The sequence below is a fragment of the Gillisella vitis genome (assembly GCF_001541345.2).
GTDB lineage: Bacteria > Pseudomonadota > Alphaproteobacteria > Rhizobiales > Rhizobiaceae > Allorhizobium > Allorhizobium vitis.
Window position 1 is genome coordinate 35438 of the sequence record NZ_LMVL02000003.1, and the last position, 22074, is coordinate 57511.

14 protein-coding genes are annotated in these 22074 nt (G+C 57.6%); 3 read left to right on the forward strand and 11 right to left on the reverse strand.

The features are described 5' to 3' along the window. The first annotated feature begins 18 nt into the window (after positions 1-18). The gene (locus ASB66_RS10270) at positions 19-3024 is read left to right on the forward strand and encodes a bifunctional [glutamine synthetase] adenylyltransferase/[glutamine synthetase]-adenylyl-L-tyrosine phosphorylase (RefSeq protein ID WP_060715950.1); all 3006 of its coding nucleotides are present in this window, start codon (positions 19-21) and stop codon (positions 3022-3024) included. Here ASB66_RS10270 and ASB66_RS10275 read toward each other — a convergent pair. The 3 genes from ASB66_RS10275 to ASB66_RS27000 all read right to left on the reverse strand — a co-directional run bounded on the left by ASB66_RS10275 (position 2997) and on the right by ASB66_RS27000 (position 9758). After that, positions 2997-5369: a PAS domain-containing sensor histidine kinase gene (locus ASB66_RS10275; RefSeq protein ID WP_070149418.1), complete on the reverse strand. Its 2373-nt coding sequence runs from the start codon at positions 5367-5369 to the stop codon at positions 2997-2999. The two genes, ASB66_RS10270 and ASB66_RS10275, sit on opposite strands and share 28 nt — an antisense overlap. A 284-nt stretch (positions 5370-5653) precedes the next feature. Further along, positions 5654-8332: an aminopeptidase N gene (gene pepN, locus ASB66_RS10280; RefSeq protein WP_060715948.1), complete on the reverse strand. Its 2679-nt coding sequence runs from the start codon at positions 8330-8332 to the stop codon at positions 5654-5656. A gap of 313 nt (positions 8333-8645) precedes the next feature. Further along, positions 8646-9758: a methyl-accepting chemotaxis protein gene (locus ASB66_RS27000; RefSeq protein ID WP_060715947.1), complete on the reverse strand. Its 1113-nt coding sequence runs from the start codon at positions 9756-9758 to the stop codon at positions 8646-8648. 422 nt (positions 9759-10180) lie between these two features. Here ASB66_RS27000 and ASB66_RS10290 point away from each other — a divergent pair, with 422 nt between their 5' ends. Next, on the forward strand, positions 10181-11134 hold the full coding sequence (locus ASB66_RS10290) for a DMT family transporter (protein ID WP_114386635.1): 954 nt from the start codon (positions 10181-10183) through the stop codon (positions 11132-11134). Between the two features lie 137 nt (positions 11135-11271). Here the strand turns inward: ASB66_RS10290 and ASB66_RS10295 are convergent, their stop codons facing one another. Further along, positions 11272-12504, reverse strand: a complete 1233-nt coding sequence (locus ASB66_RS10295) for an MFS transporter (RefSeq protein ID WP_060715946.1) — start codon at positions 12502-12504, stop codon at positions 11272-11274. Positions 12505-13142: 638 nt separating this feature from the next. Here ASB66_RS10295 and ASB66_RS10300 point away from each other — a divergent pair. Then, a complete protein-coding gene (locus ASB66_RS10300; protein WP_060715945.1) occupies positions 13143-14072 on the forward strand; it encodes a hypothetical protein in 930 nt (309 codons plus the stop codon). Positions 14073-14153: 81 nt separating this feature from the next. Here the strand turns inward: ASB66_RS10300 and ASB66_RS26205 are convergent, their stop codons facing one another. The 7 genes from ASB66_RS26205 to ASB66_RS10325 all read right to left on the reverse strand — a co-directional run bounded on the left by ASB66_RS26205 (position 14154) and on the right by ASB66_RS10325 (position 21888). Then, entirely contained in the window at positions 14154-14312 is a 159-nt protein-coding gene (locus tag ASB66_RS26205; protein WP_156544972.1) for a hypothetical protein, read from the reverse strand. Further along, entirely contained in the window at positions 14309-14473 is a 165-nt protein-coding gene (locus tag ASB66_RS26210) for a hypothetical protein (RefSeq protein WP_156535192.1), read from the reverse strand. Before ASB66_RS26210 ends, ASB66_RS26205 begins: the two co-directional genes overlap by 4 nt. A gap of 197 nt (positions 14474-14670) precedes the next feature. Beyond that, entirely contained in the window at positions 14671-15552 is an 882-nt protein-coding gene (locus ASB66_RS10305) for a uracil-DNA glycosylase (protein WP_060715944.1), read from the reverse strand. A gap of 75 nt (positions 15553-15627) precedes the next feature. Next, positions 15628-16920 (reverse strand): Hsp70 family protein, encoded by a 1293-nt coding sequence (locus ASB66_RS10310; RefSeq protein WP_114386516.1) that lies wholly within the window; start codon positions 16918-16920, stop codon positions 15628-15630. A 335-nt stretch (positions 16921-17255) separates the two neighbouring features. Then, on the reverse strand, positions 17256-17459 hold the full coding sequence (locus tag ASB66_RS10315; protein ID WP_060715942.1) for a hypothetical protein: 204 nt from the start codon (positions 17457-17459) through the stop codon (positions 17256-17258). 14 nt (positions 17460-17473) lie between these two features. Beyond that, positions 17474-20608, reverse strand: a complete 3135-nt coding sequence (locus ASB66_RS10320; RefSeq protein WP_060715941.1) for an efflux RND transporter permease subunit — start codon at positions 20606-20608, stop codon at positions 17474-17476. Beyond that, the gene (locus ASB66_RS10325; protein ID WP_060715940.1) at positions 20605-21888 is read right to left on the reverse strand and encodes an efflux RND transporter periplasmic adaptor subunit; all 1284 of its coding nucleotides are present in this window, start codon (positions 21886-21888) and stop codon (positions 20605-20607) included. The genes ASB66_RS10320 and ASB66_RS10325 overlap by 4 nt, the downstream gene beginning before the upstream one ends. Positions 21889-22074: the final 186 nt, after the last annotated feature.

A 22074-nucleotide genomic window follows, 5' to 3' on the forward strand; every position in this document is an offset into this window, starting at 1 on the left:
GCGGGATGGAGGATTTGCATGCCCAAGGACCAGCCCGTTTTGCCGGAAACCGTGTTTCTGCGCGATGTCGCCGAAGATGTCGTCAAACCGCTGAACAAAGTGGAGACCAAGGCTGTCTTTGCTGTGCTGAAGGAGCTTGGCAGGGACACGCCTGAGATCGCAGCCCTGCTTTCGGATGAGACGCCGCTCAAATCCTTCATTATCGCTGCCCTGACGCTGTCGCCCTATCTGCGTGAGACGGCGGCGCTGCGTCCTGATTTGCTTGTGCGCGCGCTGCATGCCCCTTTGGAGGAGAGCCTGAATGGGTTGGTGGAGCACGCGCGCCATGCCTGGCGACCGGAGCAGGAAGGAGTGTCGCCAACCGAGGCCATGGTGATGACCAGGTTGCGTCAGGCCAAGCGGAGCTTGTCCTTCCTGCTGGCAATGGCCGATCTGGGCCGATTGTTTCATCCCCGCCAGACGACGCTATGGCTGTCGCGGATGGCGGATGCGGCAATCGCCTGCGCCATCGACCATCTTCTGTTGGCGGGCCATGAGGCGGGCAAGTTGCGGCTTGCAGACCGCGACGCGCCATCGAAAGACAGCGGCCTGATCGTACTGGGCATGGGCAAGCTTGGGGCGTTTGAGCTCAATTACTCGTCGGACATCGATCTCGTGGTGTTTTTCGAGCCGGATGCGGCGATGCTGATTGCGCCCGACGAGGCAACCGAGACCTATGGGCGGATGATGCGCCGGTTAATCCGCATTTTGCAGGAACGCACCGGTGATGGTTATGTGTTTCGCACCGATCTCAGGCTGCGTCCCGATCCGGGGGCCACGCCGCTTGCCATGCCGGTTGAGGCAGCGCTGATCTATTATGAGGGACGCGGGCAGAACTGGGAGCGGGCCGCCTTTATCAAGGCCCGGGCGCTGGCGGGGGATCTTGTCGCAGGTCAGGCCTTTCTCAAGGAATTGGCACCCTTCGTGTTTCGAAAGTATCTCGACTATGCGGCGATTGCCGATATTCACTCGATCAAACGGCAGATTCATAGCCACCGGGGCCACGGCACCATTGCTGTCAAGGGCCATAACGTCAAGCTTGGGCGTGGCGGCATTCGAGAGATCGAGTTCTTCGCTCAGACCCAGCAATTGATCGCTGGTGGACGGATGCCGGATCTGCGGGTGCGCGGCACCGAGGCGGCGCTGGCGGCGTTGGAACAGGCTCGCTGGATCGATGCCGCCACCCGCGATGACCTGAGCGAGGCCTATTGGTTCCTGCGCGATGTGGAGCACCGCATTCAGATGGTGCATGACGAGCAGAGCCATACGCTGCCGACCACCGAGGCCGAGTTGAAGCGCATCGCGCTGATGTGCGGTTTCGACACCCCGGCAGGCTTTTCGCAGGCCCTGGAAAAGCGGTTGCGGTTGGTGGAGCGGCGTTACGGTCAGTTGTTTGAACAGGAAGACGATCTGTCTGTCGGCGGCAATCTGGTGTTTACCGGTCAAAAGGACGATCCCGATACGTTGAAAACGCTGGAAAAGCTCGGGTTTCACCGTCCTGAAGACATTTCCAGGGTGATCCGCACTTGGCATTACGGACGCTATCGCGCTACGCAATCGGTGGAGGCCCGCGAACGATTGACGGAACTGACGCCGCGCCTGCTGAAGGAATTTGGCGAAAGCCGTCGCGCCGATGAGGCGCTGTTGCGGTTCGATGCGTTCCTGTCGGGCCTTCCCGCCGGTATCCAGCTGTTTTCGCTGCTTGGCAACAACCCGGCACTGCTGGAACTGATCGTTACCATCATGGCGGCGGCACCCCGGCTTGCCGCCACCATTGCCAGCCGTCCGCATGTTTTCGATGGCATGCTCGACCCCGGTCTGATGGCCGATCTGCCGACGCGTGATTATCTTGCCATGCGCCTCGATGCTTTTATTGGCGGTGTTTCGAATTACGAGGAATTGCTGGACCGCCTGCGGATCTTTGCCGCCGAGCAGCGTTTCCTGATCGGCATTCGCCTGATGACCGGGGCGATTTCCGGGACGGTGGCAGGTCATGCCTTTACCGATCTGGCCGATCTGGTGATCGAGCAGGCCTTCCACGCCGTGCGCCGCGAAATGGAACGGGTCCATGGTCGGATCAAGGGTGGGCAATTGGCTCTGGTGGGCATGGGCAAGCTCGGTTCACGGGAGCTGACAGCCGGCTCCGACGTTGATCTGATCGTGCTCTATGAATATGACGAGGACGCCGGAGACAGTGTCAGTGAGGGGGATGGCGTAAAGCCGCTCGATGCTGTGCGCTATTATACCCGTCTGACCCAGCGGTTGATTGCCGCCTTGTCCGCACCGACTGCCGAAGGCGTACTCTATGAGGTGGATATGCGGCTTCGTCCTTCCGGCAACAAGGGGCCCGTAGCAACCCGGCTGAGAGCCTTCGAGCGCTATCAGCGTGAGGAGGCCTGGACCTGGGAGCATATGGCACTGACCCGCGCCCGGCTGATCACCGGCGACGTCCCGCTGGTTGCACGGGCTGAAACGATCATTGCCGATATCCTGGCGCTGAAACGCGATCGCGCCGCTATTGCTGCCGATGTCAGCGAGATGCGTGGCATGATCGATAGCGAAAAACCGCCGAAGGACGGATGGGACTTGAAGCTCATGCCGGGCGGATTGGTGGATCTGGAATTTCTCGCCCAATATCTGATCCTGGTAGAACCGGGTCATGGACTGAAGACACAGGCCGGGCCGGAATTTTCACAGAGGGATATCACCACTGCCCAGCGTTTGAAGCAGGGTGGTGAGCGGGCGATGGATGCCGGTGATCTCGATCTCTGCCTTGCGGCCCTCACGCTCTATACAGAACTGTCGCAAGCAATAAGGGCCTGTGTCGAAGGAGGTTTCCGGCCGCAGGATGCGCCAGCGGGGCTGATCGATGTCGTCCTGCGGGTTGCCGATTGCCCGGACCTGAAAGTGCTGGAGGCCGAGTTGAAACGACTGTCCAAGGCGGTTCGGCGGATTTTTCAGACTGTTGTCAGCACCCGGCCCTGAGCGGCGGATTTGCGGCAGGGGGGAAGTGGCGAGGGGCTATCCGGCACGTTGATCGAAACGACCGTCCCCTTGCCCTCGCGTGAGCGGATCCGCAGGCTGCCGCCATGCAGCATGATCAGCGAGCGGGAAATCGCCAGGCCCAGGCCGGATCCGCCCTTGCTCTTGGCATATTGGCTCTGCACCTGTTCGAAGGGCTGGCCGATCTTGCTGATGGCCTGTTTGGGAATGCCGATGCCGGTATCTGACACCAGAAGCCGCACGGCACCATCGATCTTGTGGGCGCGCACGGAAATCCGTCCGCCTTCATTGGTGAATTTCACTGCGTTCGACAGGATGTTGAGCAGGATTTGCTTCAGGGCGCGCCGGTCGGCGGTCATGGCCAGACCTGAGGCGATGCGTTGTTCGATGGCGATATTCTTGTCCTTGGCGGAAATCGTCGTCAACCGTAGAGTTTCGTCGATCAGCGAGGCGAAATCTACATTTTCGCATTTCAGCAGCATATGGCCTGCCTCAATCTTCGACATGTCGAGAATGTCGTTGATGACGTTGAGAAGGTGCTTGCCGCTATCGTGGATATCGCGCGCATATTCGCCGTATTTCGGCGAGCCGATGGGCCCGAACATGCCGGTGGAAAGTATTTCGGAAAAGCCGAGGATGGCGTTGAGCGGTGTGCGCAACTCATGCGACATATTGGCGAGAAATTCTGACTTTGCCTTGTTGGCCGCTTCGGCGCGTTGCTTTTCTGCCAGGTATTTCTCGTTGGCTTCCGACAGTTCCGCCTTTTGCCGTTCCAGCTTTTTCTGCGACGAAGACAGGTCGCCAATGGTCGCCATCAGCCGACGCTCTTGCTCGCGTAGCCGCTCCTGATGGCGCTTCAGCAGAGTAATATCGGTGCCAACAGAGACCAGGCCGCCATCGCGGGTGCGTCGCTCGTTGATTTGCAGCCAACGCTCGTCGGCCAGTTGTAACTCGGTAGTCCGCGAGCTTCCCTTGGCCGAGGGATCGGCAATGCGCCGTTGAATGATGGGGCGGGCAGCTGCCGCATCGACCACGGCGCGCTCTACGCCAGGCACCAGCACGCTGTCGGGCAGGCCGTAGACATGCTGAAAATGGGCGTTGCACATCACCAGTCGGTCGTTCTTGTCCCAGAGCACGAAGGCTTCTGAGGTGCATTCGATGGCATCGGCCAGTCGCTGGTCGGCCTCGGCATAGCGCTGTGCCAGCCGGTGCTGCTCCGTCACGTCCATGGCGATGCCGATTACGTGCGGGCTGCCGGAACTGGTGCGGATCACCTGGGCGCGGGCGCGCAGCCAGACATAATGGCCATTGGCGTGACGCATGCGAAACACTTGGTCGATATGGCGGTCGCCGTCCCGGCCAATGGTGCGGGCCAGCGCATAAAGATTGCCGTCATCGGGGTGCATCAACTGGGCAGCGTCGGCAAAGCCAAGCGGTTCGCTGGACGGTGGCAGGCCGAGAATGTCGAACATCGAGCGCGACCAGACCAGTTTTCGGCTGGCGAGATCGAAATCCCATAAGCCGCAGCGACCGCGAGACAGGGCAGTTTCGACCCGGCGATTGGAATCGACGAACACATCCGACGTCTCGCGCGCCCGCTTTGCCTGGGCGAAATAGGCATAGAGAATGCCCATCAGGATCAGCGAGATGGCCGAAAATAGTGTGACGTTGAGAGCGAGTTCCGCCCGCCAGTAATCGGCAGCGGATTTCAGCGAATGGGCGGCCAGCACCAGCGCGCCGTCCGTGCCGGTTGGGGTCAGCACGGCGATATGGCGAAAGCCGTTGATGTCGGTTTCTACCGCGCCGGTCTGGTCTCCGAAATTGCGGAGCACCGCGACCTGTGGAAACAGCGCCATGATCTGCATGCCGACAAAACTGCGGCCGTTGCCAGAACTGGCGACCACCCGGCCTTCAGGATCGAGCAAGAGAACGAAGCTCTCGTCATCGAGAAGATTGGGCGGCAGAAAACGCTTGATCAGCGCCTCTGCTTTGTCTCGGCCAAGTTCCGCAGGAAGCTCAGGGCCGGATGATAAGGCGGCGGCCGCCGCAGAGGCCATCATCGCGGTGGAGTGACGGATGGCGCTTTCCATTCGCGCATATTCCGAGACAAGCCCCATGCCGCGCGCCATGGCGATGACGATCAGAAAAGCGACCACCAGAATAGGAATGACTTGGCGAAGGGCCGCATCAGTATTGGAAATTGAAAGGCTTCGGACGACGTATGCAACGCCTCCGTGGTTCTTGACCGCATCCAGAAATGACAGATATCCGGGAAATTCCGGTCGCAACCGATCATCGGCTGCGGTCGCCCGCTGCACGTTTGCCATTGTCCCTGCCTTGATCCCTCGTCCTGATTCGGCGCGCCGCTCGCTCCAAATCTAACCTAATGAATCATCAGGGATTCTTCCTGTCCAGTCGAAAAAACTAACCACTTGTTAACCTCTTGCGAAGAATCAGCTTTTCATGATCGCGTGACTGTTGCAGCCGCACATATCAGGCCTCGAATCAGGCCTGCATCGACAGCGCATATGCATTCACTCCAGGCGTGCGCAGAAAAAAGGGGCGGACGCATGTGCGACCACCCCTTTTGGAAGACCAGAACTGGAGGCATTCAGCCTTTCAGCATCCGCTCGACGATGTCACGGACATCGTTGGAAAGCCCGTTTGAGCTTTCGATAAGGGCGAGCGCTGCCTTGGCCTTGGCCGCGCGGATCGGCTCAAGCTTTTGCCAGGTGCGCATCGAGGTCAGCAGGCGGGCGGCAAGCTGCGGATTGCGCTTGTCGATGGCCAGAATTTGCTCAGCAAGGAAATCATAGGCCTTGCCATCGGCGCGGTGGAACCCGGTCGGATTAGAAAAGGCAAAGCTGCCGATCAGCGCGCGAACGCGGTTCGGATTGCTGGCGTTGAACAGCGGATTGTGCATGAGGGACTGAATCCTCTCCAGTGCGCCATCTCCGGGAATGGTGGCTTGAATGGAAAACCACTTGTCCAGAACCAATGCATTCTGGGCAAACCGTGTCTGGAAATTGGCCAGCGCTGCCTGCGCCTCTTCCGTGGCACCAAAGTGATAGGCGAGAATGCCCAGGGAATGGGAGAGATCTGTCATGTTATCGGCTTTGTCATAGGCCTCGGCGGCCTTGGACGGGTCGCCTTTTGCCTGAACGAGATAGCCGAGTGCTGCATTTTTCAACGCTCGTTTGCCTGCTGCGGCGGCATCTGGGCTATAGGGGGTCTCTGTTGCCATATCGTCGTAGAGGCGAGCAAACAGATCAGCGCCATCAATAGCAATATCGGCGAGCACCGCTTGGCGTGCTTGATGGATGGCGTCCGGGTCGATGTCGCTGCCCAGTTCGCGGGCGATATCGGCTTCGCTCGGTAGCGCCAACGCCTGGGCGCGGAAGGCGGGCTCAAGCGCATCGTCTGCGATGATGGCAAGCAGACTTTGTTTCAGGGCATCGTTTGCCTTGATGGATGCTTTATCGGTTGCGTCCTTGGCCGTGTCGTTTTTGGTGGAGAGCTGGCGCGCGTTGTCGCATAGAACCGGCAAGGCAAGGTCGGTCAGCGCCTGCCAGCGGGAGAACAGGTCGCTATCGTGGCGGGCGATCAGCGCCAGATCCGCACTTGCCTGGCTGAAATGCAGGATGACGGGTGCCGAAAAACCCCGATTGAGCGACAGGACCGGACGTTCCTTCACGCCTGAAAATTGGAATACTTGCCGGCGTTCTGTCAGATGCAGCACGTCGCCGCTGATTTCGCCGCCGTCCACGGTTGCTGTGTCAAGCGGCGTGCCATCTGCCGCCAGAAGCCCAAAGCGCAGCGGAATATGCATCGGCTGCTTGTTCGGCTGGCCGGGTGTCGGCGGGATCACCTGTTCCAGCTCGACAGTAAACAGGCTCGAGCCGGTATCGTAGTCGCAGGATACCGTCACATTCGGCGTACCAGCCTGATTATACCAGAGAGAGAACTGGGTAAGATCGCGCCCGGACACTTCCGCGAAGCAGACAACGAAATCCTCGACCGTTGCCGCGTCGCCGTCGTGACGTTCGAAATAGAGATCCATACCGGCCTTGAACAGGTCCGGGCCGAGGATGGTGGCGATCATCCCGGTGACTTCAGAGCCTTTTTCATAGACTGTAGTCGTGTAGAAGTTATTGATTTCCTTGTAGGTATTCGGGCGTACCGGATGCGCGAGCGGCCCGGAATCCTCAACGAACTGTTCGGCGCGCAAATGCCGGACTTCGGCGATGCGCTTGACAGCGCGTGAGCGCTGATCGGCGGAAAACTGGTGATCGCGATAGACTGTCAGCCCTTCCTTCAGGCAGAGCTGGAACCAGTCGCGGCAGGTGATGCGGTTGCCGGTCCAGTTATGGAAATATTCGTGGGCGATGATCGCCTCGATATTGGCATAGTCGGCATCGGTGGCGGTTTGCGGATCGGCCAGCACATATTTGTCGTTGAAGACATTCAGGCCCTTGTTTTCCATGGCCCCCATGTTGAAATCCGACACGGCGACGATCATGAAAATATCCAGATCGTATTCGCGTCCGAACACATCCTCATCCCATTTCATCGAACGCTTCAGGGCATCCATCGCGTAGGCGGCGCGGGGTTCCTTGCCGTGCTCCACATAGATTTTCAACGCGACCTCGCGGCCCGACACCGTGGTGAACGTGTCCTCGATCAGGCCGAGATCACCTGCCACCAGTGCAAACAGGTAGCTGGGCTTGGGATGGGGATCGAACCAGGCGGCAAAATGCTTGCCCTCACCATAGCCCGCACCACCCAGGAAATTACCGTTCGACAACAGCAGCGGATTGGCTTGCTTGTCAGCGATGATATTGACGGTATAGACCGACAATACGTCTGGTCGATCTGGGAAATAGGTGATGCGGCGGAAGCCTTCGGCCTCGCACTGGGTGCAATAAATGCCGTTCGAGCGGTAAAGCCCCATCAACTGGGTATTGGCTTCAGGATTGATCAGCGTAGTAATGGTGATCTCAAAGGGCTCGGCAGCAGGAAGATCGCGGATCGTCAGTGAGCGCGCAGTGGCGCTATAGCGCTCCGGCTCCAGTTCGATCTGGTCGAACAGCACGCTGGAGAGAACCAGATCGTCGCCGTCCAGTATCAGCGGTGCGGTGACATCAGCACCTTCACGACGATGGAAGATCAGGCGGGCCTCGACCTTGGTGTCTGTTGGATCAAGCTCGAAAGTCAGGTCCACTCGCTCCAGGACAAACTCGGTCGGGCGATAATCCGCCAGGCTGACAACCTGGCCCGTTTCTGTACGCATCAAAATATCCTGATCGTCCTATTGCAAATCGACTACACGCGAGCGTTTCGATGGAACTGGCCAGCGCAATTCATGGGTATGATGACATCAATTTCTGAACGATTGCTAAAATCCGATCTATTATTGTTTATTCTTGATGGCGCCAGATCATTTCCTTGTTTCACGAGATTATGGAAATGAGCTATCTCTTTGTTTCCAAAGACTTTCGATTGCCAAAACTGCTTTGTATGTTTGTTGGAAATATTCTGGCTGGAGGTCCGGCTTTGGGGGTGCCAGCAGGTCTCAGTGGGAGCGGATGGTCTGTAGACTTGGGTCACAGACCGATATCAAGCTTTGCGCGAATGTCCTGATCCGCCTCGGTTTGTTGAATAATCACACCGTACCAACCAAGACCGTCATAGTCTTCGTAACCAAGCGTTTTGGCAAAGGCGATGATGTTTCCGCTGTCATCATAGTAACTGCCTTTTTGATTTGCTTGGCTATTGTGCAGCGGGAAATGGGTGTAGATCCGGCTCGGATGGGAGCTGGCAATCACCCGCATCGAGCCATCAAGTAACATCACCTGGGTCTTGTCGACGAGATGCGGCGGCAGATTGGCCTCTTTTTCGACAATGGCCTGACCCTGGGCCTGCCAGTCGAAATAGACGCCAAGCATTCCCAGCAGGTCGCCGTCCGAATGGCCTCCCGCCCGAATGCCTGTCGCATAGACCAGCGTGTCACGGTTGTCATGCAGAGGGCTTTTCTTCACCTCGTCAACGATATAGTCATCGCCGCTTGTCGTTTGACCGGCAGCCTTGACCCATGTTTCCTGGGCAAAATTCTTGTTCTGAAGATTGTTTCGGTAGCGTGGATTGGCGGAGGCGACGACACGGCCACTGGCATCTGTCATCACTAGGTCGAGATAGACCGTATAGAACCGGTTGATGACTCCCAACCGTTCGGAGGCATGGTTGAAACTGTCGGTGTTCGGATTTTGCAGCGCCGACCACAGGGCATTGTCCGTTGCCCACCACCGGACATCGGCGGTGCGTTCGAACAGATTGCGAACGATGAATTGCACCAGGGTCAGGCAGAGATCGGTCAGCCGCACGCCTTCCATTTCTTGAACCAGACCATCGGCCATGGCCCGGCCAAGCTTTATGCGGCTCAGCACATTATCTTCGAACTGTTTGGAGATGTCGGCAGCACTTTGAGCCAGGCGCTGGACTTCATTGGCCACGACTGCAAAGCCTTTGCCCGTATCACCGGCGCGAGCCGCTTCAATCAGGGCATTGATCGCCAGCAGACGGATCTGCTTGACCACCAATGTGTTGTTCATGCTGAATGTTTCGAGATCCCCACCAATGCTTTCCGTTATCAGTCGCATGGAGCGAGGCGTTGCGGTCACGACCCGGTTCTGGCGGAGCGGTGCTGGAGAATTCGACATGGCGATAAATCCTGAATCCAGGGGCGCGATGACCCAAAGTGGGAAGAAAAATATATATTGCTTTGCAGTAAATTAATGCATGACTTGGTTAAGTAAGTATAAATTCAAATCTATTGTTTTTGGATGCGATTTGTTTATCGAGGATAGCTCAAGGATTTTTGAGATTTGGGGATAAGTGTATGATTTAAAGATAGTAATTTTGTAATTATTTATTTAGGGTTGCGACAGTATTTTTGATTGTCGAAACACATTGCGCATCGCCTGTTTGCGACACGGTATGTTCGTGAATGCTGACCTTGTTCTTGCGCGGTCGGCCCGAATCGGCAATGGTCGGCCTATACGATATGCTGGCTGGAACCTATGGCCGGTTATCCCCCAAATGTCCTGGCCCGCATATCAGCCGGTCTTGTGAGTTCAGCGTCATGAACAGTGAAGTATCGGCGGGTCCGATCCGAGGCCCGATCAGAGGTATTGTGTTCAAGATCGCCTCTGTTACGGTCTTCGTTGCCATGCAGACAGCGATCAAACTGGCAGGCGATGACGTGCCGGCGGGGCAAATTACCTTCTATCGTTCAGCCTTCGCGCTCATCCCCATTCTGGCTTATCTCGCCTATCTGGGGCAGATCAGGACCGGCTTGAGGACGGCCAATGTGTTTGGGCATGTCAAACGCGGGTTGATCGGTATTGCCGCCATGGTCTGTGGCTTTTACGGCCTCGTGCATCTGCCGATGCCGGATGCTATTGCCATCGGTTATGCCATGCCGCTGATTGCCGTGGTGTTTGCTGCGGTTTTCCTGGGCGAGACCGTCAGGCTCTATCGCTGGTCTGCGGTTGCCATCGGCCTGGTCGGTGTGGTGATTATTTCCTGGCCGAAGTTGACCCTCTTGCAGGACGGATTTTATGGTTCAGAGGCTGGCATGGGGACGCTTGCAGTGCTCGCCTCCGCTACGCTTGGAGCGGCGGCGATGTTGCAGGTCCGCCAACTCGTTCGTGAAGAAAAAACCGCTACGATCGTATTGTATTTCTCGATTATCGCGGCGCTGATATCTCTTGTCAGTCTGCCATTCGGCTGGAACGATCTCTCCGTCGGTCAGCTTGGTCTTCTGGCGTTTGCGGGGATTTGCGGCGGTCTCGCCCAGATTTTACTGACGGAAAGCTATCGCCATGCCGATATTTCGACGATTGCGCCTTTCGAATACAGCTCCATCCTGTTTGGCTCGTTGATCGGCTATCTGCTGTTTGACGATCTTCCGAGCATTCACACCCTGGTTGGCACGCTGATCGTGGCGGGTGCGGGAATTTTCATCATCCTGCGCGAGCATCAATTGGGGCTGGAGCGCCGTGCGGCGCGCAAGGCATCCACCCCTGGTGCCTGATAACCAAAGGTCATTTTCAATGGCCCTTGGTATTCCCTCTGCAAATATCTCAAGCCTCTGATGCATTTGAGATATTTGCAATGCCTTCAAGACGAGGATGCGTCAGCATCTTCGAGGCTTGGTATGAGTGTCTTGGATCAAAGGTCGGTGATCTTGCTGGAGACGGCTTCCGTGCCCTGGAGCGGGATGGAGGAGGCCTGAAACTCGGTCTTGCCGGGCTGGTCAGGGACGGCGCTGCGCTGCCGCATCCGCCACGCAGCATAGCCAGCATAGAGAAGAAAGCTGATGGCGAGGCTGAACAGCAGTCCGTTGGGGCCGACGCCCTGCATGATGGCGCCTGTCACCAGCGGGCCGGTGACGGTGCCGAAGCCGTAGAGAATCATGATGGCGCTGGAGATCGTCACATATTCATCGGGGTCGGCCATATCATTGGCATGAGCGACATTGAGCGAATAGACCGGATAAAGCACGGTGCCGACAAAGAAGCCGCAGATATAGAGCGCCAATGGCGAAATTCCGCCCAGCACGATCATCACCGCGCAGCAAAACACCCCGAACAAGCCTGCGCCGACCATAACGCGGCGGCGATCCATGCGATCGGACAGCCGCCCGAGGGGCATCTGCGCGATCGCGCCTCCAGCCAGAACGGCTGCCAGAAAAGTCGCACCTTCCGCCGTCGAAAGACCGACCCGCTGACTGTAAACCGCGCCGAGACTGCTCCAGGTTCCCGATAAGGCGCCTGATAGCAGCGAGCCGACAAAAGCAATGGGCGAGCGGATATAGAGTTTTTTCAGGTCGAACCTTGCCTGGGCGAGCGGCGCGGGCGATTGTGCGGTGGACAGGGCGGTTGGAAAGAGCGCTGCGGAAAAAATCAACCCGCAGACGACGAACAGGGTCACCTGGCTTGGATCGCCAAGCGGCACGATATACTGGCCGCCAATCGAGCCGACCAGACAGGAGATCATATAGACGGAAAACAATCCGCCACGGTTTTCATTGTTGCTGCGCTCATTCAGCCAGCTTTCGATGATCAGGTAGCTGCCGGCAATGGCAAAGCCGGCAATGCCCCGGAACAGGGTCCAGGCCCGCCAGTCGACAACGATGGCGCAGAGCAGGACGGACATGGTCAGGAGGGTGATCAGGGCGGAAAATACCCGGACATGTCCCACCTTCTGCACCAGGCGAGGCGTGATGACGCAGGATGTGGTGAAGCCAAAGGTATAACCGGTAGCAATGATGGAAATGGTGAACGTCGACCACCCCTCGGCAATCGCCCGGATTGGCAGCATGTAATTCATCAGCCCGAATCCAGCCATCATCAGCAGGGTTGAGAGCATGAGGGCGCCGATGGAGGTGAGACTGGCAATCATGGTTTGGTCCGAACAGGAATGAGGCTGCGACTGGGGCGACTGTAACCCGGACCCACTTACGGCGAAAATTATGCCGCAGATATGACAGGCGACAGCAGGTTTTAGAGATCAAGGCGAAGATACTGACGCATCCTGGCCTTGCACGAATTTTGAATATCTCAAACGCACAGAAGGCTTGAGATATTCAAAAATCGAATACGAAGGGTCATTTTCAATATTCTTCGTATTCTGCATCCTGGAAAAGTCCTCGCTCCGAACGTGGGAACACATGCGATAGGGATCTTAACGGACGCTGTAGTGAAAACATGCTCCAAAGTCGACTGTGGCATGGTATAATATCGACCTGCCGCTTTATATAGCGGATACGCGCGGCCTGGCTTAGGATGGCGTAGTTTGGATAATGTTGATTTTGCACAAATGACATTAATTCATGCGGGGTGACCGTATGAATCATTTTTAGGTTAAGCATCTCCTTGTATTCCTATCCATTGTGATAGGGCTCACAAGAATTTATTGGCAATACGACGGGTTTTGTTGTTATGGTCAATAAAAAATTAACGATGTAGGTGGCGATGGCTCGCTGGGTATAGGCTCTTGCTGCTTTCCTTATTCATGTATTGCTGAACTTGGGATTGTCCATGTCGCTCTCTGTTGCAACGCTTGCATCTTCCTGGCGATTCGCCGAAGCGATAGCTGTCATGGCGGCACGGTTCGGCGATCAGTTCGATGAGACGCCAAGATTGGCGCGTGCGCTTGTTTCGCACCAGCGTTGGATGATGACTCAGGCCGCCTTTGCGCTCTACGCGGATCATCTGGCGGGACGTAGCAGCGGTCCGGGATTGACGGCTAGCGGCTTGGCGGACTGGATCTGCCAGACCGGGATTGCCAGTCGCAATACGGTTCTGACCTATGTCGACCAACTTCTGTCCTATCGCTTCATTCGCCTTCATCCCGCCAGCGCCAAGCGTCCGCGCAGTTTTGAGGCGAGTGAGGCCAGTATCGATGCAATGCAGCGATGGCTTGGCGTCAATCTCGCCGTGCTCGATCATGTCGATGGTGGTGAGCGATTACAGCACTTTCGGCAGCGTCCAGAATTGCTTTTCCTGGTTCAGCCGGAATTTGCGCGCCTTTGCCTTGATGACCAGCAATGGCGTGAGCCAGGTGAGCGTATCGGCTTGTTTCTGTGGACGGAAAGTGGTGCCCTGGTGATGGATAGGTTCATATCTCTCACGCCCAATGCGGTCCTTGAGGATGACTTCTACGATTTGGGGACGATTGACATTCCGGCCATGGCAGAACGTTTCGTCATGTCACGAACTCATCTGCAGAGGGCCTTGAGAAAGGCCGAGCAGCACGGCTGCATTCGCCGTGACGGATCGGGCCGGGCCAGCCATATTTGGCTGTCGGCAGACTTCTATCAGGAATATCGCGACTGGCTGGCGCACAAATCAGCTATTCTCGACGCGGTCTTTGAAAAAGAGATGATGCTGGCAGGAGAAACGCAGCAAGCGCATCCGCAAAGCGAACCTGTCACGGTAGCGCGTTCGGCATCGAACAGAGGGTGCTGAACTTGATGCCGCAAGCAAGGATGTTGCAGTCAAAATCCATTCCAGATGAAGACCGCCGTCACGTTTTAAAGCGGTATCATTTTAGAATGGAATGGCGGCCTGCAACGTGTCTTCCCCGTCGGCGCGGGCGGAACGGCTGAAATCGCGCGATGCGCTAACCGCCGCGTGGATCTGTTGAAAAGCCCGCATCGGGCGGATGGCGAGGCGTCTGGCTTTTGTCCCGTCGAAACCGTGGGTCATCGAATGTCTCTTTCCAATCGTATCCAGGCCGTTGAGGCCAATTGTTCGCAGGCGACATAGCCCATGCGGTAATAGCTATGCAGGCCCTTAAGCGAACGGATTTGCCCGCGCACCGTTTCGAACTTGCTATGGATTGGCCGTGTAATGCGTTTCCGGTTCATCGTCCTGGTTCCTGTAAAGGGTCCTCCCAAGACTGTGCGGCGATTGCTGGCCATACATGGCCGACAAACACCTGCAACGATGAACATATTGCACTGCAATATAGAAAATTCAATGGCTCTAAAATGATGACTGCCATGCGGATTGCGCATGGGTTCGTTGCGAAAGCGAACAATCGGCAATCATCACAAGGCAGGTGTCAAACCAGCCTTTGGCGGAAGGCGAGGAGATCTCGCCAGGCCAGGGCTTTGGTGGCCGGGGCTTGAAGCAATTCCTGCGGATGAAAGGTTGCCATGGCAGCAACGCCATGACCGCCTGCGGCCACGTCACGCCACTCTCCGCGCATTGAATGGATTGTCGACGTTCCACCGAAGAAAAACCGGGCGGTGAAATTGCCGAGCAGGAGAACGGCCTTCGGTTCAGCCAGTGCGATCTGTCTCTCGATGAAGGGCCGGCAGATGGCGGCTTCGGCCGGGGTCGGCATGCGGTCACCAGGGCCGCGCCAGGGAATGGCGGTGGTCAGCAGCAGCGCGTCGCGACCAAGGCCAATGGCAGCGAGCATCCGGTCGAGCAGTGCGCCGGTCCGGCCGGAAAAGGCCAGACCTTCGCGATCGTCATCGGCTGAGGGAATGGGGCCGATCACCATGATGCCTGCCTCAGCGGGGCCTTCGGCAAAGATGGTGGAGCGGGCGCTGGTCTTCAGATTGCAGCTGGAAAATCCTTCCAGAGCCGCTTTCAACTCAGCCAGCGAACGAGCGCTTTCGGCGGCAAACCGGGCGTCGTTGATTGCTGTTTCATCGGGAATGGCCAGCGGTGTCGATGCAGCAGGCCGAGGCGCCGGGCGGTCGCGGTTGAGGGCAGGGCCGTTCTGTGAACCGACAGGGGCGGTCGCGGTCCGTTGATCCTGGCCCTGAACTGGGGCCTGTTGTGGCGCGGCCCTGGTCCGCGCCTGCCGTTCTGCTGCAAATTGTGCGATCCGGTCAACAGGCGCATCTTCCACAAGCCAGTCCACCCCGGCTTCGGCGTGAAAAGCCAGAAGGGCGGCAAGTTCGGCGGCAGTCATGTCCTGAGCGGCAATCATTGCTCTGTTTTAGACAAGCTATTCGCAGAAAGGAACAGAAAACCGTATTTGCTTCCGGTTATGCTGTCCCCCCGGTCATGCTGTCCAAAGAGCGATATCGTCGCGGTCGCCAATCAGCGCCAGTCCATGGGCAATCGATACCATTTCACCGCCGCTCTCGATGCGGTCCTGGCTGAAGCGCTCAGTGAAGATCCGTCGCACCGCCGGAACGAAGGATGTGCCGCCGGTCAGAAACACCTTGTCCACGGCGCCTGCCTCGGTGTTTGTCTGGGTGAGGACATCATCGAGTGCCGATTCGATGCGTGTGAGATCGTCGGCAATCCAGCTCTCGAAATCCTGACGCTTGACGGTCTTGCGGCCAGCCGCGCCCAGGGGCGAGAAATTGAATTCCGCTTCATCCGCAGAAGAGAGCGCCATCTTGGTGGAGGACACCGCCTGGTAGAGCGGATAGCCTTCGTCATGCTCGACCAGGTCGATAAACAGCTCCAGCTTGTCCGGGGAAAGGCTTTGGCGTACCAATTGTTTCAGATCGGCGAATTCCTTTGAGGACTTGAACACCGACAACTGGTTCCAACGCGAAAAGCTGGTGTAATAATTGCTTGGAATATCCAGGATCTTGTCGAAACTCTTGAACTGGCTGCCCTTGCCGATTTCCGGCGCCACCAGATGCTCGATAATCCGCGCATCGAACTGGTCACCGGCCAATCCGACGCCGGAATAGCCGACGGGTACTGCCGACAGCACTCCCGCCTTGCGCTCGAACCGTATCAGCGAATAGTCGGTGGTGCCGCCGCCGAAGTCGGCGACCAGCACCGTTGCATCCGCCGTCAGGTGCTGGGCAAAATAAAAGGCCGCAGCCACTGGCTCATAGACATAATGGATTTCCGGAAAGCCGAGCCGGGTCAACGCCTCGTTATAGCGGCGCATGGCAAGCTCTGGATCAGGGGAGGCGCCTGCGAAATGCACGGGCCTGCCCGCGACGATGCGGCTGGCATTCGCAGGCCAGCCATCGCCAGCATAGGCTTCCAGCCGTTTCAGGAACACTTCCATCAGGTCTTCGAACTGAAACCGCCGTGCATGGACCAGCGTACCCTGAAACAGCGCCGAAGCCGCAAAGGTCTTGATTGATTGCAGGAAACGGCAATCGCCGGGATTGTCGATGAACTGGCGAATGGCGGCTTGTCCGGCTTCCACCTTCAGGGCGCGCGCCCCAAGCTGGGCATCCTTCATGAAGGACAGTGCCGTGCGCATGCTGTCGGTGGTTCCGGCCATGGAGGTGAACTGCACCGAATGGGTGGTGGTCTCGTCGATGCTCTGTGCCAGGACCGTGTTGGTCGTGCCGAAATCAAGCCCAAGCGCGTTTGCCATGGCTGCTGCTCCCTGATGCCTGTCTATTGGCGTGAATGATTGGACGGTTGCGGGCGCGCCTCTGCCTGAGAGGGGCTTTGCTTAACGAGCGGGCCTGATGACACAGGCTGGGGCAGGATGCAAGGATCGATTTCCAGAAACAGCCACTGCCTGCACGCGACAGGTTGTCAGGTTCAGATTGAACCAGACAAACTCTCGCTGTTCTTGTTTTCGTTTGTCTTATTGGGAAAACCGGTTTCCACTTTTCCCTGACAAACGCCTATGACTTAACAGATGAAAACGCCGCGTTCGGTCAAACGCGGCGCTTTGAAGCGACAATCATCAACTGCGCGAGGTTATCGCAAAATCCGGCCCGAGCCCCAGGTCAGGACAAGGCCGAACAGGGCCAGCAAGCCGCCCCAGATGATCCAGGGGCTTTGGTTGATCATGAAGCTGGATTGCGGGTAGGGGAAAATCCCGGCGCCCTGCGCCATCCACAGAATGCCCATGGCAATGGCCAGCACGCCGACAATTGTTAAAGCCCAACGCACGACAATCATTTGACTTGCTCCCGCTATTCAGCCGCCATGGCTGGTTTGGATGGCCCATCTTCGCTGTTTGCCGCATGGTGACCCTTGTCGCGGCGAACGAGCCGGGTCAGGAATTTGCCGAAACGGTCCATTTCCACGAAGATGACAGGTGTGATGAACAGTGTGAGCAATTGTGAGACGATCAGGCCGCCGACAACGGCGATCCCGAGCGGCTGACGCAGTTCGGAACTGGCGCCATGGCCAAGCGCAATGGGCAGTGCTCCGAGAAGGGCGCAGAAAGTGGTCATCATGATTGGCCGGAAACGCCGCACACAGGCCTCGTGAATGGCCTTTGCCGGTGTCTCGCCATGCTCGCGGATCAATTCCACCGCCACGTCGATCATCATGATCGCGTTTTTCTTGACGATGCCGATCAGCATCAGCAGCCCGATCAGAGCGATGACCGACATGTCGAAATTTAGCAGTTTCAAGGCCAGAAGCGCCCCGAAAGCCGCCGCCGGCAGGCCGGAGAGAATGGTGAGCGGATGGATGAAGCTCTCATACAACACGCCCAGCACCACATAGATCGTCAGCACGGCGGCCAGGATCAGCAGACCGGTATTGCTTTGCGACTGCTGGAAAATCGCCGCCGTACCGCCATAGGAGGTGAAGACGTCGTTGGGCATACCGATTTCGGTCTTGATCTGATCGATCCGGGCGGTGGCGTCGCTCAGCGATATGCCGTCAGGCAGGTTGAACGACACCGTGGTCGAAACCAACTGGCCGGTCTGGTTGACGGTGACCGGCGCAGTATGACGCTTGACGGTGGCGAAGTTCGACAAAGGCACCAGCGTTCCCGTGGACGACGAACGCACCAGAATATCACGCAGGAACTCGTCGTCCCATGGCTTGTTCCGGTCGAACTCGACGATGACATCGTAGCTGTCGCCGGTCGACTGGATCTGGGCAGCATTATAACCGCTGAACGCCATTTCCAGGGTCTTTCGAAGCTGGTCGTTGGTAATGCCGAAAGCAGCGGCCTTGCCATTGTCGATGTTGATATCGGCGGCAATGGCATTGTTCTGCGCATCGCTGGTCACATCGGTAAACAACGGGTCCTGGCGCATTGCGGCCTGCATTTTCGACGACCATTCGTCGGTTGCCGTCGTGCTCAGCGCCTGGACGACCAACTGATACTGGCTGGCGGTGCTGCGGCCACCGAAGCGCAGATTCTGCTGTGGGGTGATATAGCTGCGGATGCCGGCGATCTTGGACAGCTTCTGCCGCATCTCATTGAGGGTTTGAGCGAGAGGCGGACGGTTGTCCTTCGGTTTCAGCTGCACGAAGATCGTGCCGTTGTTGAGCGGGCTGCGGCTTGAGCCACCGACGATGGAGGTGACATGATCGACAGCCGGATTGGTCTTCAACTCTTCGGCGACCTTTGACTGAAGATCGCGCATGGCCGCGTAGGAAATATCCTCACGCGCCTGGGTGCTGACCGTCAACCGGCCGATATCTTCCTGCGGGAAGAAGCTGGATGGCAGCGTGTGGAACAGCCAGCCGGAGCCTGCGATGGAGGCGACAAACACCATCATCACCACAAAACGGTGGCTGAGACACCAGCGGACAGACTTGTCATAGCCGCTCTGCGTCTTGGCAAAACCGGCGTCGAACCAGCGTACGATCAGCGGTGGGCGGCTGCTGTGAGAGGAAATGCGCGCTGCCAGCATGGGTGTAACCGTCAGGGACACCAAGGCGGAAGACAGGATCGCCATGGTGACGACCATGCCAAACTCATTGAACAGGCGTCCGACGACACCGCCCATCAACAGGATGGGAATGAACACCGCCACCAGTGAAATCGACATGGAAATAATCGTGTAGCTGACCTCACCGGCGCCTTTCAGGGCCGCCTGCATCGGCGGCATGCCTTCTTCGACATGGCGCAGGATATTTTCCAGCATGACGATGGCGTCATCCACCACCAGACCCACCGCCAGCGTCAGGCCGAGCAATGAGATATTGTCGATACTGTAGCCAAGCACATACATGCCGCCAAAGGTGGCAATCAGCGATAGCGGCACGGCAAGACCGGGAATGAGGGTCGCGGTCAGATGGCCGGTGAACAGATAGATGACCAGGATGACAAGGGCGATGGTGAGGAACAGCGTGAACTGAACGTCATGGATCGCCTCGCGGATCGCGGTCGATGAATCGTTCATCACATTGATCTTCAAGGAGGGAGGCAGCTGCTTTTGCAGGGCAGGCAGCTTGGCCAACACCTCATCGACCACCTCGACCGTATTGGCGTCCGGCTGGCGCTGGATGGCGAGGATGATCGCCTGCTTCCCATCGAACCAACTGCCCGCGTCGAGATTATCGACACTGTCGCGCACATTGGCGACATCGGAAAGGTGGATTGGCGCGCCATTGCTGGTGGTGGAGATTACCAGCGACTTGAATTCCTCGGCATTGGTGCGCTGGGTATTGGCATTGATGGTGAGCGACTGATTTGCCATCTGCAAGGTGCCGATTGGCACCTGGCTATTGGCCCCGGAAATCGCCGAGGTCAGCGTGTCGACGCCAAGCCCGCGCGCTTGCAGCTTGGCGGGATCGACGCCGATCCGCACCGCGTAGGTCTGGGAACCATAGATGCTGACCTGCGCCACGCCGTTCAGCGTCGACAGCAGCGGGGAAATGATATTTTCGGCAATCGAATCCACCTGGCTGCGCGGCATCTCATCGCTGTTGATGGCCAGGAGCAGCACTGGCGAATCGGCTGGATTGGTCTTGCGGTAGCTCGGGTCAGACGTCATGTTGCTGGGCAATTGACGGCTGGCGCGGGAAATTGCCGCCTGAACGTCAGCGGCAGCGGCATCGATATCACGGTTCAGGTCGAACTGGAGAACGACGGAGGAATTGCCCAACGAGTTGGTTGCGCTGATTTCGCTGATTCCTGGTATGGTTTCGAACTGTTTGATCAACGGGGTGGAAACGGACGTCGCCATCGTTTCCGGCGAGGCGCCTGACAGGGTCGCCGTCACGTTGATGGTTGGAAAATCCACCTTGGGCAGAGCGGCCACCGGCAGAAGCCGATAACCGGCCAATCCGGCCAGAACCAGGCCGATGGCAAGCAGAATGGTGGCAACAGGCCGATTGATGCAAAAAGCAGGGATCATCGGGTGATATCCTTCGGCTCGTTTTCAGCCACTTTCTGGCCGGCAAACTGTTCCAGAACAGTCTGGCCATCGGCAAGCTGCACCTGGCCTTCAACCACGACGTGATCGCCTTCCTTAAGACCCGAGGCAATCGCCGTCATATCGCCATTGGCGCGCAGGACGGAAACCTTGGTTGCCTTGACCTTGCTGTCGCTGTTGACCGTATAGACGAAGAAGCCTTCAGCGCCGGGGCGAACCGCAACGGTCGGTACGAGGATGTTGCGGTCTTCGGTCTGGAAGCGAACGGTGACATTGGCGCTCTGACCGGGCCAAAGAACGCCCTTGTCGTTTTGAAACTCTGCTTTGACGAGAATAGTCCCCGAGGAGGTGTCCACGCTATTGTCGAAGAAGGACAGCTTGCCTTGAACCGGTATGCCGCCGGTCGATGCGGGATCGACATCGACAACCACATCCTTGCCGGCAAACGCCTGATGCAATTGCGGCAGGTAGCGTTCCGGCATCTGGAATTTCACATAGATCGGATTGTAGCGGGTGATGCTGACGATGGCGGTTCCGGCGCTGACATAGGCGCCGATGCTGAGCTGGATACTTCCGAGCCGGCCATCGAAGGGCGCCCGGATTTTCATGTGCTCCAGGTCGACCATATCGGAGGCCAGCGTGGCCTTATCGGCGTCAACCTTGGCGGCAGCCGAATCCCGCGATGCCTTGGCCTGCTCGTAGGCCTGCTGTGATTGCGCATTCTGCTTGAGCAAGCTTTCTGCACGCGTCAAGGCAGCCTCGTATTCGGCCAGGCTGGCCTGGTCGGAAACGATATTGGCCTGGTCCTTGTCCACAGTCGCTTTTGCGATCCGGTCATCCAGCCGGGCAATCAGATCTCCAGCCTTTACTTCCTGTCCGTCCTTGGCGATCACGTCCTGAAGCAAACCGCTCTTGAGGGCTGCCAGTGTCGTGGTATCCTCCGCTTCGGCCCAGCCAGTTGCCGTAGCATCCATTGGCAGATTGCCCATGCTGACCGCAACGGTCTTGACCGATGCTGGCCCGCCATTGCGCCGGCCGCCACTTTTTCCGCTCCCTTGGCCTGCCGGTTTACCGGCTTCCTGCCCTGACGATTGCCCATTGGTCTGGGCCGTTGCCTGTTCGGTACCTGGTTTGTGGCCCGCCGTCTGGCTGGCTTGGCTCAGAAACGGAACCTTGTCGAGATAAGGAATATGGTCGCGATATATCCACCCGCCGACGGCAAGGATTGCGATGATGCTGGAGGCGGTCCAGAATTTTTTCATGTGTCAGGGCCTGATGAAGCTTGAGCTGGTCGTTCATCCTATCATTATTGAATTAATGCACCGCGAAAATAACAGCGACGCACACTATCGATCAACTCGCAGTGAGTTATCCTTAAATTCTTGTAATAAAGTCGTATTTAGTGACAGTAGTATTGGTTCGTCACTAAATACGACGATTTCGGCTGT

Bases quoted from the DNA above. Each gene is read 5' to 3' on its own strand.
- ASB66_RS10270 (WP_060715950.1), top strand. From the start codon at position 19: ATGCCCAAGGACCAGCCCGTTTTGCCGGAAACCGTGTTTCTGCGCGAT.
- ASB66_RS10275 (WP_070149418.1), bottom strand. From the start codon at position 5,369: ATGGCAAACGTGCAGCGGGCGACCGCAGCCGATGATCGGTTGCGACCG.
- pepN (WP_060715948.1), bottom strand. From the start codon at position 8,332: ATGCGTACAGAAACGGGCCAGGTTGTCAGCCTGGCGGATTATCGCCCG.
- ASB66_RS27000 (WP_060715947.1), bottom strand. From the start codon at position 9,758: ATGTCGAATTCTCCAGCACCGCTCCGCCAGAACCGGGTCGTGACCGCA.
- ASB66_RS10290 (WP_114386635.1), top strand. From the start codon at position 10,181: ATGAACAGTGAAGTATCGGCGGGTCCGATCCGAGGCCCGATCAGAGGT.
- ASB66_RS10295 (WP_060715946.1), bottom strand. From the start codon at position 12,504: ATGATTGCCAGTCTCACCTCCATCGGCGCCCTCATGCTCTCAACCCTG.
- ASB66_RS10300 (WP_060715945.1), top strand. From the start codon at position 13,143: ATGTCGCTCTCTGTTGCAACGCTTGCATCTTCCTGGCGATTCGCCGAA.
- ASB66_RS26205 (WP_156544972.1), bottom strand. From the start codon at position 14,312: ATGACCCACGGTTTCGACGGGACAAAAGCCAGACGCCTCGCCATCCGC.
- ASB66_RS26210 (WP_156535192.1), bottom strand. From the start codon at position 14,473: ATGAACCGGAAACGCATTACACGGCCAATCCATAGCAAGTTCGAAACG.
- ASB66_RS10305 (WP_060715944.1), bottom strand. From the start codon at position 15,552: ATGATTGCCGCTCAGGACATGACTGCCGCCGAACTTGCCGCCCTTCTG.
- ASB66_RS10310 (WP_114386516.1), bottom strand. From the start codon at position 16,920: ATGGCAAACGCGCTTGGGCTTGATTTCGGCACGACCAACACGGTCCTG.
- ASB66_RS10315 (WP_060715942.1), bottom strand. From the start codon at position 17,459: ATGATTGTCGTGCGTTGGGCTTTAACAATTGTCGGCGTGCTGGCCATT.
- ASB66_RS10320 (WP_060715941.1), bottom strand. From the start codon at position 20,608: ATGATCCCTGCTTTTTGCATCAATCGGCCTGTTGCCACCATTCTGCTT.
- ASB66_RS10325 (WP_060715940.1), bottom strand. From the start codon at position 21,888: ATGAAAAAATTCTGGACCGCCTCCAGCATCATCGCAATCCTTGCCGTC.